The sequence below is a fragment of the Variovorax sp. YR750 genome (assembly GCF_900109805.1).
Taxonomy (GTDB): Bacteria; Pseudomonadota; Gammaproteobacteria; order Burkholderiales; family Burkholderiaceae_C; genus Variovorax; species Variovorax gossypii.
This window is the reverse complement of sequence record NZ_FOBJ01000003.1, coordinates 50001-63249: the sequence shown is the minus strand read 5'-3', so window position 1 is coordinate 63249 and position 13249 is coordinate 50001. Positions and strand designations below refer to the sequence as shown.

The window sequence follows — 13249 nt, the reverse complement described above, 5'->3', positions numbered from 1 at the left end:
AAGGAAGAAGGGGGAGGAAGGAAAGAGGGCGGATCAGGCGACGCCCAGGTAGGCCTGTCGCACCGCGTCGGAATTCAGCAGCGCCTGCGCCTCGCCCGAGGCCACGACGCGGCCGCGTTCGAGCACATAGCCGCGGTCGGCGGCCTGCAGCGCCTTGCGCACGTTCTGCTCGACCATCAGCACCGTCACGCCCTGCGAGGCGATGCGGCGCACGATGGAAAGCAGCTCGTCGACCATGCGCGGCGCGAGGCCCAGCGAGGGCTCGTCGAGCATCAGCAGGCGCGGCCCGCTCATCATGGCGCGCGCCACCGCCACCATCTGCTGCTCGCCGCCGCTCATGGTGCCGGCGAGCTGCGCGGCGCGTTCCTTCAGGCGCGGAAAGTCGTCGAAGGCGCGCGCGAGCCGCTCGGCGCGCAGCCGCGCAGGAATGAGCCAGCCGCCGAGCTCGAGGTTCTCGGTGACCGTCATCTGCGGAAAGAGCTGGCGCCCCTCGGCCACCAGCGCGAAGCCGCGCCGCACGCAGGCCGTGGCGTCGGCCGATGGCAGCGCTGCGCCATCGAGCAGCACCTCGCCGGCTCGAGGCAGCAGTCCGGCCAGTGCCTTCAGCAGCGTGGTCTTGCCCGCTCCGTTCGGGCCCAGCACGACTGTCACGCCGGGCCGCACGTCCAGGCTCATGTCCTGGATCACCTGGAAGCCGTGATAGCCGGCCGACAGCCCGCGCACGCTCATGTGGCTGTTGTCGCGCTCGCTCATGCCGTCGCCTCCATCTCGTCGCCGAGGTAGGCCTCGACCACCTCCGCGTTGCGCACCACCTCCGCCGGCGTGCCGTCGGCGATCTTGCGGCCCTGGTGCAGCACCAGCACTCGCTCGACGTACTTCAGCAGCGTGGCCACCGCGTGCTCGATCCACACGACAGTGAGTCCGTGCTCGTCGCGAAGCCGGCGGATGCGCCGCGCCATCGCGTCGACCTCGGCTTCTGTCAGGCCCGCAGCCACCTCGTCGAGCAGCAGCACGCGCGGCCGGGTGCCGAGCGCCATGCCGATCTCCAGCAACCGCTGCTGCGATGGCGTGATGTCGGCGGCGATGTTCCTAGCCAGGCCACCGAGGCCCAGCATGTCGAGGATCTCGCCCGTGCTGCCCAGCCCGGCGATGGGCTCGCGGTGCCGCCCGGCGAACTGCATGCCGAAGCGCACGTTGTCTTCGAGCGTCATGTCGGCCATCACGCGTGGCGTCTGGAAGGTGCGCGCGATGCCGTGGGCCGCGTACAGGTGCGGACCGCGGCGCGTGAGGTCGATGCCGTTCTCGACCAGCAGCGTGCCCGAGGTGGGCATGACCACACCCGATATCGCATTGAAGAATGTCGTCTTGCCCGCGCCGTTCGGCCCGATGATGCCGACGATCTCGCCCGCATGAAGCGTGGCGCTGACCGCATCCACTGCGGTGAGGCCGCCGAAGCGAACCGTGAGTTCGCGGGCTTCCAGCAGGAGTTGAGGGGTGCTCATGGCCGTGCCTCCCGCGGCGTTGCCGTTGCCTTGCGCCGCCACAGCGACGCGAGGCCGTTGGGCAGATACATCACGCACAGGATCAGCAGCAGCCCCAGCACCATCATGTAGCCGTAGGGCAGCTGCAGGCGCAGCGTTTCCGACAGCAGGCTGAACACGATGGCGGCAGCCACCGGCCCGCCGATGCTGGCCGCTCCGCCGATCATCGCGATCAGCACCGTCTGGAAGCCGATGAAGGGGCTGAACACTGCGGGTGGATCGATGTAGGTCCAGCGCACCGCCATGGCCGCGCCGACCGCGCCGGCGAAGGCGGCGGTGAGCGCGAAGCCCATCACCTTCACGCGGCGCGTATCCACGCCCAGCGTCTGCGCGCGCTGCTCGTCGGCGCCGATGCCCGAGAGCGCGAGGCCGAAGCGGCTGCGCTTGACCAGCAGGGCCGTGGCGATCGCTGCGCCCGCGATCGCGAGCACCGTGAGGTAGACCGTCTCGTTCGACGGCACCACCGTCAGAACGCGCCCGACCGTGCCCGACACCTGCTTCTCGACGAAGGTCACGGCATGGCGGATCAGCTCCGTCATGCCGAAGGTCAGCACCGCGAAGTAGGTGCCGCGCAGGTGCAGCACTGCCGCGCCCATCAGCACCGCTACCGCGCTGGCAATGGCCGCGCCGCTCAATATGACCAGCGGCCAAGGGAGCACATCCAGCAGCGTCGCGCTTGCATAGGCACCGAGTCCGAAGAAGGCCGATGTGGCAAGAGAGAGGTAGCGCGTGGCGCCGCAGAACAGCGACCAGCTCGTGGCCAGCGCTATGTACATCAGGCAGCCGAGTGCCACCGAGGCCACGAACTCGCTCGCGACCCACGGCACGGCGGCCGCCAGCGCGAGGCCGATGCACAGCACCCACCAGGGCCTCATTGTCGAAGGGGAGGAAATCATTTTCTGGAGAACAGTCCGTTGGGCCGCCAGATCAGCACGCCGATGAACACGGCGTACGACAGCAGCATCTTGAGCGAGGGGCTGGTGAAGTGCATGCCCAGCGCTTCCACCACGCCCAGCAGCAGGCCGCCGACCAGGCTGCCCGCGATGCTGCCGAAGCCGCCGAGGGTGATGACGATCAGCGCCGTCACCGTGTAGGGCTCGCCCATCGAGGGGGAGATCTCATAGGTCATCGAAAGCAGCGAACCCGCCACGCCCGACAGGCCCAGGCCGATGCCGAACATCAGCGGATGCAGCCGCTTCGTGTTGATGCCCACGAGCTGCGCGCCGGTGGGCGACTGCATCAGCGCGCGTACCGCCTTGCCCAGCAGCGTGAGCTTGAGCAGCGCGATGAGCACCAGGCTCAGCGCCAGCGCCACGCCGAACAGCACCAGCTTGTTGGCGGTGAAGCGCATCTCGCCCACCTGCACCGGATCGGCCAGGTAGTCGTAGCCGCGCAGGTCGCCGCCCCACACGAGAAGGGCGGTGTTCTGCACCAGGAACATCAGGCCGAAGCCCACCATCAGGCTGCGCGCCTCGAACACGTCGACGTTCGGCGCGCGCGCCGCCACCTGGCGGAAGCACAGCCAGTGCACTGCCATGCCCAGCGCCATCAGCAGCAGGAAGGCAATGGGCATGAAGAGCAGCGGCGAAACGCCCAGCGCCGTGTGCGCCCACCACGTCGCGAAGGCGCCCAGCATCAGGAACTCGCCGTGCGAGATGTTCATGATGCGCATCAGCCCGTACTGCAGGTTCAGCCCGATGGCCACCAGCGCGTAGATGCCGCCCGTGATCAGTCCGCCGGCAAGGAGCTCGGCCCATCCAGAGAAAGACACGTCGTTATTTCCAGGCCGGCTTGGGGCTAAGTTGCGCGGTGGCGCGGTCCTTCGGCCAGACGACTTCGAAGTCGCTGCCTTGCCATTGGGAGACCGTGCCCGGAATGGATGCGTTCTCGCTGCCCTCGAAGCGGATCGGGCCCAGGATGGTCTTGAACTCGGTCTTCGCGATGTGCTCGCGCAGCGCCTTGCGGTCGAGCCCGATCTTCTCCACCGCCTGCTGCAGGATCTGCAGCCCCGCCCACGCATGGCCGCTGGCCCACCGGTCGGGCTCCTTGCCGAACTTCTTGGTGTGAGCGTCGAAGTAGGCCTTGGCCTCGGGGCTGGTCTTGCCGTTCCACGAGCCCATGCCGATCACGCCCTCTGTGTTGGCGGCCATCACGTTCTTGTAGAGCTGGAAGGCCGTGCCCACCGAGGCGTAGAAGTACTTCGGGTTGAAGCCCACCTCGCGCGCCTGCCGGCTCGCGAGGATGGTGTCGGGCGGGTAGGTGATGCCGATGAAGGCGTCGGGGTTCAGGTCCTTGATGGTGCGCAGCACCGGCGCGAGGTCTTTCACGCCCAGCGGGTAGCTCTTGCGCTCCACCACCTGGATGCTGGTCTTCTTCAGCGCGTTGTTCAGCGCCACGAAGTTCTCCAGGCCGAACAGGTCGTCCATGTAGACGATGGCAATGGTCTTCACGTTGTTCGCCACCAGCATGTCGACCAGCGCACCCATCATCTTGTCGGGCTGCTGCAGCAACGAGAAGAAGAAGGGCAGGCGCATGTCGATCAGCTTGCGCGAGAGGGCGGTGGGCGCCAGCAGCGGATAGCCGAAGCGGTTGGCCAGCGGCGCGACAGCGAAGTTGGCGCCCGAACCCCAGGGCGGCAGCACGAGGTCGACCTTGTCGCTGCCCATGAGCTTCTCGAAGGTCCGCACGCAGGTCTCGGTCTCGCTGCGGTCGTCGTAGCCGATCAGCTCGATGGGCCGCTTCGCACCCTTCACCGAAAGCCCGCCCGCCGCGTTGACCTGCTCGGCCCACAGCAGGTAGTTGGGCTCCTGGCTCACCTGCGCGCCGGCGGCCCACGGGCCGGTGCGCGCGATGGCGTAGCCGATCTTCACGGGGCTGCTCTGCGCGAAAAGTCGGGGCGCGACGGCGGCCGCGCCCAGGGCGGTGGCGGTGCCCTTGATCCAGTGGCGGCGATTGGGTCCAAGCATTGGGGTCTCCTCCGGGCGTCGGTATGCGCCCGCTGCCCGGAATCGTAGAAACGGAGGACTTCGGGTGCTGTGCCAGCCGCGCACAAAGCACTTGTCGCTGCGTGCAGGCGCCTAGTGGTTAACCCGCAATCCCTTGCGCCCTGAAGGCGCTTCACAATGCGCGGCAACCCGGCTTCGTGCTGAAATCTTTTGTTCTCGTCGTTCCGACCCGTCCCTGTCTTCGTCGCCCAGCCTGCATGACCGCCTCATTGCTCCTGTCCACCGACCAGATTCCGCCCAAGGAGCGCGGGCCGCTGTGGTGCGAATGGGTGTGGCGCCACTTCGGCGGCCTGGGCTCCGACCTGTACGACGACAGCGAATTCGACGGCCACCTCGCGGCATCGCACGCGGGCGACGTGATCCTCACGCGGCTGGAGGCCAACCGCCACCGCGTGCTGCGCACTACGCAGATGGCGCGAATGAGCGAGGCCCCGTACCTGAAGATCGTCGCGCCCTGGCAGGGCTCCGCCGAGGTCACGCAGCGCGGCCGCGCCGCCGCCGTGCGCTCGGGCGGCTGGACGCTCTACGACACCACCGCCGACTACACCGTGGCCAACCCCGAGCGCAGCGACCACCTGATCGTGATGCTGCCGAAGGACCAGATCGCATCGCCCGCGCTGCCGCTCAACGACCTGGTGGCGCGGCGCATCGGCGGCGGCAGCGGCATCTCTCGCGTGGCGCTGGAGACCATGCGCAACACGTATCTCGAGCTGCCCTTCATGAGCGAAGCGGCGGCGCGCGGCGCGGGCGAGCTGCTGATACAGCTGGTGCGCCTTTCACTCATGGAGTTGGCAGGGCAGGAAACGCCGCAGACGCAGCGCGAAGCATTGAAGGACCGCATCCGCCGCCACGTCGCGCAGAACCTGCACGACCCTTCGCTCTCGATAGACAGCATGGCGCTGGCCCTGCGTTGCAGCAAGCGCCTGCTGCACAGCGCCTTCGCCGACGACGACGAGACGCTCAACGGCTACATCCAGCACCAGCGGCTGGCCGCGAGCATCCGTGAACTGCTCGATCCGGCGAACGCGGCGAGGTCGATCACCGACATCGCGCTCGCTTCGGGCTTCGGCAATCTCTCGCACTTCAGCCGCGTGTTCCGCGAGCACACGGGCGGCAGCCCGAGCGAGTTCAGGCGGCAGGCGGCGTTGCGCTGACCGGCTGCACTACAGCATCGTCCACGCTCCACGGCGCGTACACCTCGGCATGCAGGTCGGGCGAATTCACCTTCGCGAGCAGGTCGCGCAAGTCGTCCTTCACGCGCGCCAGCGAGAGACGAAGGCCTCGCACGCGCACGTAGGCAGCGAAGTCGCACAACGCCTCGATGCTGGTCGCGTCGAGGTCGGGCGACTCTTCCAGGCTCAGCACCATGCGCTGCAACCCCGGTGTGGCGTCGATGCGCGCGCGGATCGACGCGAACACCGCATCCGCATTGCCGAAGAAGAGCGGCACCTCGGGCCGCGCGATCAGCACGCCCGGCGGCACCACCGCCTCGGGGTGCCGTGCGATGTCGACGAAATCGTGACTCTGGCCCAGCCGCCCGAGCCAGCTCACGGTGGTGCGCGAGAAGCCGCGCAGCAGCAAGAGGAGGCTCACGCCGATGGCCGCCAGCAGGCCGTCGAGCACGCCCAGCACCAGCACCGCCGCGACCGCCACCAGGGCGACGAGCCGGTCGCGCCGCCACTCGAAGTAGGGCCGCAGCGCCGCCGGGTTGAGCGTGTGGCTTACCGCGTGGATCACGATGGCCGCCAGCAGCGGCTCGGGTGTGTGCGCGATCCACGGCAGCAGCGTGAGCACCGCCAGCAGCACCACCAGCCCCGCCACGATGCCGGCCGCGCGGCTTTTCGCGCCCGCGGATTCATTGGCCGACGTGGCCGAGTAGCCCGCGCCCACCGGCATGCCCTGGAAGAGCGCCGACAGCAGGTTCGCTCCTCCGAGCGCCAGCAGGTCACGGTTGGCCGACACGTTGTCGCCGTGGCGCATGGCGAAAGTGCGGATGGAGCCGTACGACTCGGCATAGAGGATCAACGCCATCGCGAAGGCCAGTCCGCCGAGGGTCTGCCACTGCGCGCGGTCGAGCTGCGGCACGGTCGGGTGCGAGAAGTCGAGCGAGATAGGCCCCACAGCCGCCACGCCCCAGGCCTGGCACAGGCCATTCACGTCGAGCACGATGCCGGCTACGATCACCAGCAGCGCGGCCGGCACCGCACGCCAGCGCGCAAGGACGCGCAGCAGCACGAGAGCCACCAGCGCCATCACCGCGCCGGCGATGTTCCAGTGCCGCCATTCGGCCGCAAGCCCGGCGACGAGTCTGAAGAAATCGCTGTGCGCCGGATGCACAGCCAGCACCTTCGGCAGCTGCTTGACGACGATGGTGAGCGCCAACCCCAGTGCGAAGCCGCGCAGCACCGGCTTGGCGATCAGGCTCGACACTGCGCCCAGCCGCGCGACGCCGGCAATGACGAAGAACACTCCCGCCAGCAGAACGATGCCCATGCCCATCGCGAGCCGCGTGGCAGTGTCCGCGCCCGTCACCGACATGGTGGCCGCGAACAGCACGGCGGCGGAAGAAGAAGTGGCGGAAACGATTGCGAAGCGGCTGCTGCCGAAGAGCCCGTAGACCAGCAGGCCCGCGAAGAGTGCGATTACGCCCGCCTGCGGCGGCAGCCCTGCGATGCCCGAATAGGCCACCGCCTCGGGCAACAGCAGGCCCGCGATGGAAACACCCGCTACGATGTCGGCGAAGCCGGGGCGGCGGGCGTTGGCAGTCGGTGTCGGCGAGGTTTCGGTGGCCATGGCAGGCAGGCAAGTGTGCGGTTGCCGCACGATGCTGGCAATGGCTCGCGGACCGGAAGCTGACTCCGCGCAACAGGGCATACTCGCGCGCGCCCCGAAAACCCATATTTCAACGACAAGCAAGGACCCCATGTCAGGACACGGCTTTCACGTGCACGGCCCGCACGACCACGAACTCGAACACGCAACGAACGGCGGCCACGGCCATTCGGAATCGTCAGGAGACCACGAGCATTCCGGCGGAATGAGCAGCACGAGCAAGATCGCGATGTGCACCGCGGTCATCGCCACCTTCGGCGCCATCTTCGCGTACATGGGCGGCGCCACGCAGGCCAATGCAGGCATCTACAAGAACAACGCCGCCATCAAGAAGACCGAGGCGTCGAATCAATGGAATTACTTCCAGTCGAAGAGCACCAAGCAGGCCCTCGCCGAGTTCGCACGCGACACCGCGACCGACGACGCACGCAAGCAGGGCTGGCAGGCCAAGGTGACGCGCTACGAGCAGGAGAAGACGGAGATCCAGACCGAGGCGAAGAAGCTGGAGGCGGAAGCGAGCAAGTGGGATGCGCAGTCGGATGAGCAGATGCATCAGCATCATCGGTGGGCTCAGGCTACTACTGTGTTGCAGGTTTCCATTGCGTTGGCGGCTATTGCTCTACTGACCAAGAACAAGTGGTTGGAGAGGGCGATGTTTGGGGTGGCTGTGGCGGGGTTGGCTGTGGGTGGGCTGGCGGCGGTGCACGTATAGGTAGGGCAGCGTGGGCCGAATGTATGTGCCTACGCTGAATGATGTGGGCGGCGGAATTCGGTTCTGCATGCCATCAGGCTGTCGTTGTCGGTGTGCAGGCTCTCAGCTAGGCTGAAAAAGCTTGTACAGAGTGTGCGTCGCGACGGCATGCGTCACTTGAGGGATTAGTCAGCTGCTAAAAAGATGCTGATCTTTGCAGGCGATGGGCATTGGTCTGAGCTATTCAGGTACATAACCGAGAAAGCATGAGGGAGAGTGCGATGAGGGAGGGGAAGAGGTCTTTGCATGCATGGCTTTCATCGAGTCGTCATGCGCATCGTGTGTTCGGGTGGCTATGCAAGGCGGCAATGATCCTTTTTGTGCCGTTTTTTTTCTGCTGGCCATCTCTTGCTTCGGCTTACGTGCCTTACGAGGTGGGATACCGTCTCGATATAGGGGTGTGGCACCCGCTGTCGGAATCACCAGAGCAAGCTTGCGAGGTTGGATCTAAGGCTTGGCTCGGAGATCCTTCTCGCTACCTGTCATCAAGCATCGGATCCGACGCGAGATGTTCGTTGCGGTACACCATGACAAATGGCATCGAAAACACGATGACGTTTATCGTTTCGGCAGTTTCTAATGGCCAGTGTTCCAGCAACAGCGTAGAGGAACAAGCCCCCAGCGGCGGGATGGCATGCCAATGTAGGCCCGGTTTTTTGGAGAATGCCGGCGCTACGGCCTGCGAAGCTGCTGCCCCCGAGCCTAAACAGTTAGCCGGTCCATTGTGCAAGGCGCCTATTGCCGGTATATGGACGCCATTTCCCATCGCGCTAGCGTCTGCAGAAAAGTACCGCTCAGAACTTGACTGGGCCGATTCGGGTCCAGCGCCCCTAACTCTGATCCGTACCTATCGCAGCAATTGGGGAAATGACACCTCACGGCCCAATAGCGAGTTGGGTCGAGTGTGGACCCACAACCATGCCATCCACCTCAAGCTGACCCCCGTTAACTCGCCGAGCACGGCCACAATCACCAGCCCCGAAGGCTACCTGCGCAGCTTCATCAAGGCGGCAGGGACCTCGACTTGGAGCGCCGCCAACGGTGCCGATACTCTGATCGAAGCTGGGGGCGTCTGGTTCTATAAGCGTGCTGACGACGACTCCGTCACGGCCTTCACTGCCGACGGCAAGCCTCAGACCACGACTGAGCGAAACGGCTTTGTCACCACCTATGGCTATGACGGTGCTGGACACCTTGGCACCGTTAGCAATTCCTTTGGGCGCTCCCTGGTCTTTTCGTATGCCAACGACAAATTGGCTTCCGTCACTACACCCGATGGCCGCGTCATCGGCTACACCTACGATGCTTCAGGTCGTCTGGTCACTGTGGCCTACCCCGATGGCAAGAGTCGGTCCTTTCTCTACGAAAACAGCACCTACCCGCTAGCCCTTACCGGCATCCTCGACGAGGCAAGCGCACGTTGGGGCACGTTCAGCTACGACAGCCAGGGCAGAGCCATCGCCAGTGAACTGGCTGGCGGCGTCTCGCGCTACCAGGCTAGTTACCCTTCCAGCCGCTCGGCGACGGTGGTCGATCCACTCAACACCAGCCGAGGCTACGGCTATAGCATCATCAAGGGCAAGCTGGCCGTGACTGCTGGCAGTCTCCCTTCTGGGGAAGGCGAACCCGATGCGGCCAGTCGTGTGCAAGATGTCAACGGCCTCGTCAGCAGTGAGATCGACTTCTTGGGCTTCCGTACCGACTATGTATGGGACACAGCCCGCCGTCTGCCCACCAGTGTCACTGAAGCCGTTGGCACCGATGCCCGCACGGTCACGACGCAATGGCACGCGACCTTCTCGCTGCCCGTACTGATCACCGAACCTGGCCGCACCACCGCCTACACCTACGACACCGTCGGCAATGTCCTGACCCGGACCGTCACGGACACGGCGACCAACAAGGCCCAGCTGTGGCAGTGGACCTACAACGCGTCGCAGCTGGTTGATACCGCCACCGAGCCCAACGGCGCGGTGACGAGCTACACCTACGACACCCGAGGCAACGTCCTCACCTCCACCAACGCCCTGGGTCATGTGACTCAGTATGGCTACGACCTCGCCAACCGCGTCGTCAGCTCGATTGCCCCCAACGGCCTGGCCACCACCTACACCTACGACCAGCGCGACCGCTTGCTGACCCAGACGGTGGGCGGCCAGACCACCGTTCTCACCTACAGGCCCTACGGCACGGTCGAGACGGTGTCCTTGCCCTCGGGCCTCGTCCTGACCTACGCCTACGACGCCGCCCACCGCCTGACCGGCTGGAGCAACAACCGAGGCGAGAGTGGCACCTACACCCTCGACGGCATGGGCAACCGCACCGCCGAGCAGATCAAGGACAGCGCCGGCAACGTCGCCTGGAGCGTGGCGCGCACCATCAACAACATCAACCGCCTCTCGGGCAGGACCGAAGGCGCGAACCAGAGCAGCACCTTCGGCTACGACGCCAACGGCGAGCTGACCAGTTCGACCAACGGCCTGAACCAGAGCACCAACTACGGCCTGGACAGCCTGCGCCGCGTCAAGAGCGTCACCGACGCAGCCAACGCCAGCGCTACCCTGAAGTACAACGCCCTGGACGCCGTCACCGAGGCCAAGGACTTCAAGGGCGTGGTGACCGCCTATGGCCGAGATGCCCAAGGCAATGCCACCACCGAGAGCAGCGCAGACACGGGAGGCTCCAGCACCCAGTACGACAACCTCGGCCTGCCCAGCCAGGTCATCGATGCGCTGGGCCAGGCGACCACCATCACCCGGGATGCCCTGGGCCGCCCCACCGGCCTAGTCTTCGCCGACGGCAAGACCACCACTCTGCGCTACGACCTCACGGCCAACAGCAAGGGGTATCTGTCGGAGATCATCGACCGCAGCGGCACCACCGAGTACACCCGCGATGCCCTCGGCCGCATCACGCTCAAGAAGCAGACCCTCGCAACAGGCACGAGTACGGGCAGCGTCCAGCAGGTCAGCTACGCCTACAACCCCAACGGCACCCTCGCGAGCATCGGCTATCCCAACGGCGGCACCCTCAGCCACGTCTACGATGCAACCGGCCGCCTCACGGGCCTGAACTGGAACGGCACCCCGCTGGTCAGCGGCATCGCATGGAACCCGCTGGGCCAGCCCACCGCATGGACCTGGGCCTTCACTACCAGCAGCCCGCAGCTCACGGCCAGCCGCAGCTACGACACCGCAGGCCGGCTCACGAGCACCGAGTTCAGCAGCTACGGCTATGACGCCGCAGGCCGCATCACGAGCCTCACGCAGAACCTCTGGCAGCCCGGGGACACGGATCCGACCCACAGCACCATCGCCAATGCGAATGTCACCTGGAGCGTGGGCTACAACGCCGTGGGGCGCATCACCAGCTTCAACGCCACGGGCAACACAGCAGGCTTCGGCTACGACGCGAACGGCAACCGATCGAGCAGCACCCGGGTGCTGAACGGCCAGACGACGAATCGCACCTACACGGTCGCTTCAAGCAGCAACCAGCTCACGGGCTTCACCCAGAGCATCAACGGAGCGAGCAACACCAGCGTCACCTACGGCTACAACGCCAACGGCGACCTCTTGACCGATGGCCTGCGCAGCTACACCTACGATGCCGAAGGCAGGCTGGCGGCTGCGACCACCGGAGCTACGGATGTCAGCCCGACCACGCGCTACGCGCACAACGCGCTGGGGCAGCGGGTGTTCAAGACGGAGCCGCTGTACCCGCCGAGCCAGGGTGACGAGGCCGATCCGGGCTTCATGGCCAGCCTGATCGCGTTTTTCACGAAGCTGTGGTCCCCAAGTACCAACCAGGCGGAGCAGCTGGGCTACGCCTACGTCTATGACGAGCGGGGCACGCTGATCGCGGAGGTGGGCAGCGGGGGCACGGCAAGTGCGGGGCAGGGCCAGTACATCTACCTGCCCACGGGCAATGGGCCGATGCCGATTGCGGCGGTGATCAACGGAACCACCTACGCCATCCACAGCGATCACCTGAACACCCCGAGGAAGCTGAGCAACGCGGACGGGCAGGCGGTCTGGCAGTGGGGCTACAGCGCCTTCGGCGAGGACAAGCCCACCACAGCGAGGTACCGGTTTGCCAACACGGAGACGACACCGAACCCGGGCACCACAAACGTTGCTGAGGTGAAGTTCAACCTGAGGTATCCGGGGCAGTATGCGGACGATGAGTCCGGGCTGTTCTACAACTACTTCCGCAGCTATGACGCCAGGACCGGGCGCTACAGCCAGCCTGACCCTATTGGACTTGACGGAGGATGGAATCGCTTTGGCTACGTGGATGCGAATCCGCTGATCTACTCAGACTACTTCGGACTCAGCAAGGTGCAAGGACAGTCGAGCATTGGAGGTAGCGATTCAGCCATCTCAGGTATTACAAAAAAAAGCACGCAGGCGGAAGTCGAGGCGGCAATCAAGCGAGCGGAGGAAGTCCTCAAAGACCCGAAAGCAAGTCCAGCGCGGAAGCGGTTCCTGAAAGGGTGGGCCAAAGTCGCAAAGAGGGGATTCACAAAGGCCCTTTGCCCTCCGTTCCTTGAAGATATCGTCGAGGGTGTTGCGTGCACTTTGTGTTCACAAGGCGACTTGAATAGCTGCGTGATTTGTGCGCAGATGCGTGGTGAAGAAGGAAAGCCTGACTATGACTGATACACACGAACTGATAGAGAACGCTAGACGGGATGTTCTCTTGGGAGACTATGTGTCAGCGCTGACCGTGTTGAGCGAACTCCTTCGGGTTCGGCCAGACAACGTCGATGCACTTCTATTGAAAGGCAATGCGCTCGAAGTCCAAGCCTACGCAGAGTCAAACGTGGACGATATGAGTTTTGAGAACTGCCCATTGCTTTCGGAGGCCAAAGCGTGCTACGAAATGATCTTGGCAAGAGCTCCTGGGAACGCAGAAGCTCTACGTGACTTAGCAAATCTTCATAAAGACGCCGGCCACCTCGAAAAAGCCATGAACCTTCTCCATCGCGCCTTGTCTGCACATGAGCACCGCAAGCCCCAAGGAGCGGAGGCTTTACTTGGTATCAAGTCGGAAATCGAAGAACTAAAACGCTTGATCGGATAAATATTTGACCGGATATCCTACCCGTTTGGGGCTAC

The 13249-nt window shown here is 65.1% G+C and carries 10 protein-coding genes; 4 read left to right on the top strand and 6 right to left on the bottom strand.

The window, feature by feature from the left end:
- Window positions 1-33: 33 nt before the first annotated feature.
- Genes BMY35_RS06795 through BMY35_RS06775 form a run of 5 tightly spaced genes read right to left on the bottom strand, consistent with a single transcriptional unit; the run spans window position 34 to window position 4507 of the window.
- Complete coding sequence (locus tag BMY35_RS06795) at window positions 34-753, bottom strand: ABC transporter ATP-binding protein (RefSeq protein WP_093196255.1); 720 nt, start codon at window positions 751-753, stop codon at window positions 34-36.
- The gene (locus BMY35_RS06790) at window positions 750-1502 is read right to left on the bottom strand and encodes an ABC transporter ATP-binding protein (RefSeq protein ID WP_093197186.1); all 753 of its coding nucleotides are present in this window, start codon (window positions 1500-1502) and stop codon (window positions 750-752) included. Before BMY35_RS06790 ends, BMY35_RS06795 begins: the two co-directional genes overlap by 4 nt.
- Window positions 1499-2416, bottom strand: a complete 918-nt coding sequence (locus tag BMY35_RS06785) for a branched-chain amino acid ABC transporter permease (protein WP_177213586.1) — start codon at window positions 2414-2416, stop codon at window positions 1499-1501. The genes BMY35_RS06790 and BMY35_RS06785 overlap by 4 nt, the downstream gene beginning before the upstream one ends.
- A gap of 17 nt (window positions 2417-2433) precedes the next feature.
- Window positions 2434-3312 (bottom strand): branched-chain amino acid ABC transporter permease, encoded by an 879-nt coding sequence (locus BMY35_RS06780; RefSeq protein WP_093196254.1) that lies wholly within the window; start codon window positions 3310-3312, stop codon window positions 2434-2436.
- A gap of 4 nt (window positions 3313-3316) precedes the next feature.
- A complete protein-coding gene (locus tag BMY35_RS06775; RefSeq protein WP_093196253.1) occupies window positions 3317-4507 on the bottom strand; it encodes an amino acid ABC transporter substrate-binding protein in 1191 nt (396 codons plus the stop codon).
- Between the two features lie 236 nt (window positions 4508-4743).
- On the opposite strand from BMY35_RS06775, the gene BMY35_RS06770 reads away from it, so the two are divergent.
- Window positions 4744-5700: an AraC-like ligand-binding domain-containing protein gene (locus BMY35_RS06770; protein WP_093196252.1), complete on the top strand. Its 957-nt coding sequence runs from the start codon at window positions 4744-4746 to the stop codon at window positions 5698-5700.
- Here BMY35_RS06770 and BMY35_RS06765 read toward each other — a convergent pair.
- Complete coding sequence (locus BMY35_RS06765) at window positions 5675-7339, bottom strand: SulP family inorganic anion transporter (RefSeq protein ID WP_177213585.1); 1665 nt, start codon at window positions 7337-7339, stop codon at window positions 5675-5677. The genes BMY35_RS06770 and BMY35_RS06765 overlap by 26 nt on opposite strands.
- A 130-nt stretch (window positions 7340-7469) precedes the next feature.
- On the opposite strand from BMY35_RS06765, the gene BMY35_RS06760 reads away from it, so the two are divergent.
- The 3 genes from BMY35_RS06760 (at window position 7470) to BMY35_RS06750 (ending at window position 13214) form a co-directional block, all read left to right on the top strand.
- Entirely contained in the window at window positions 7470-8090 is a 621-nt protein-coding gene (locus BMY35_RS06760; RefSeq protein WP_093196251.1) for a DUF4337 domain-containing protein, read from the top strand.
- A gap of 245 nt (window positions 8091-8335) precedes the next feature.
- Window positions 8336-12790 carry an RHS repeat-associated core domain-containing protein gene (locus tag BMY35_RS06755; protein ID WP_093196250.1) on the top strand — a complete coding sequence of 1485 codons (4455 nt, stop codon included), beginning with the start codon at window positions 8336-8338 and terminating at the stop codon, window positions 12788-12790.
- A complete protein-coding gene (locus BMY35_RS06750; protein WP_093196249.1) occupies window positions 12783-13214 on the top strand; it encodes a tetratricopeptide repeat protein in 432 nt (143 codons plus the stop codon). Before BMY35_RS06755 ends, BMY35_RS06750 begins: the two co-directional genes overlap by 8 nt.
- The last annotated feature ends 35 nt before the right edge of the window (window positions 13215-13249 follow it).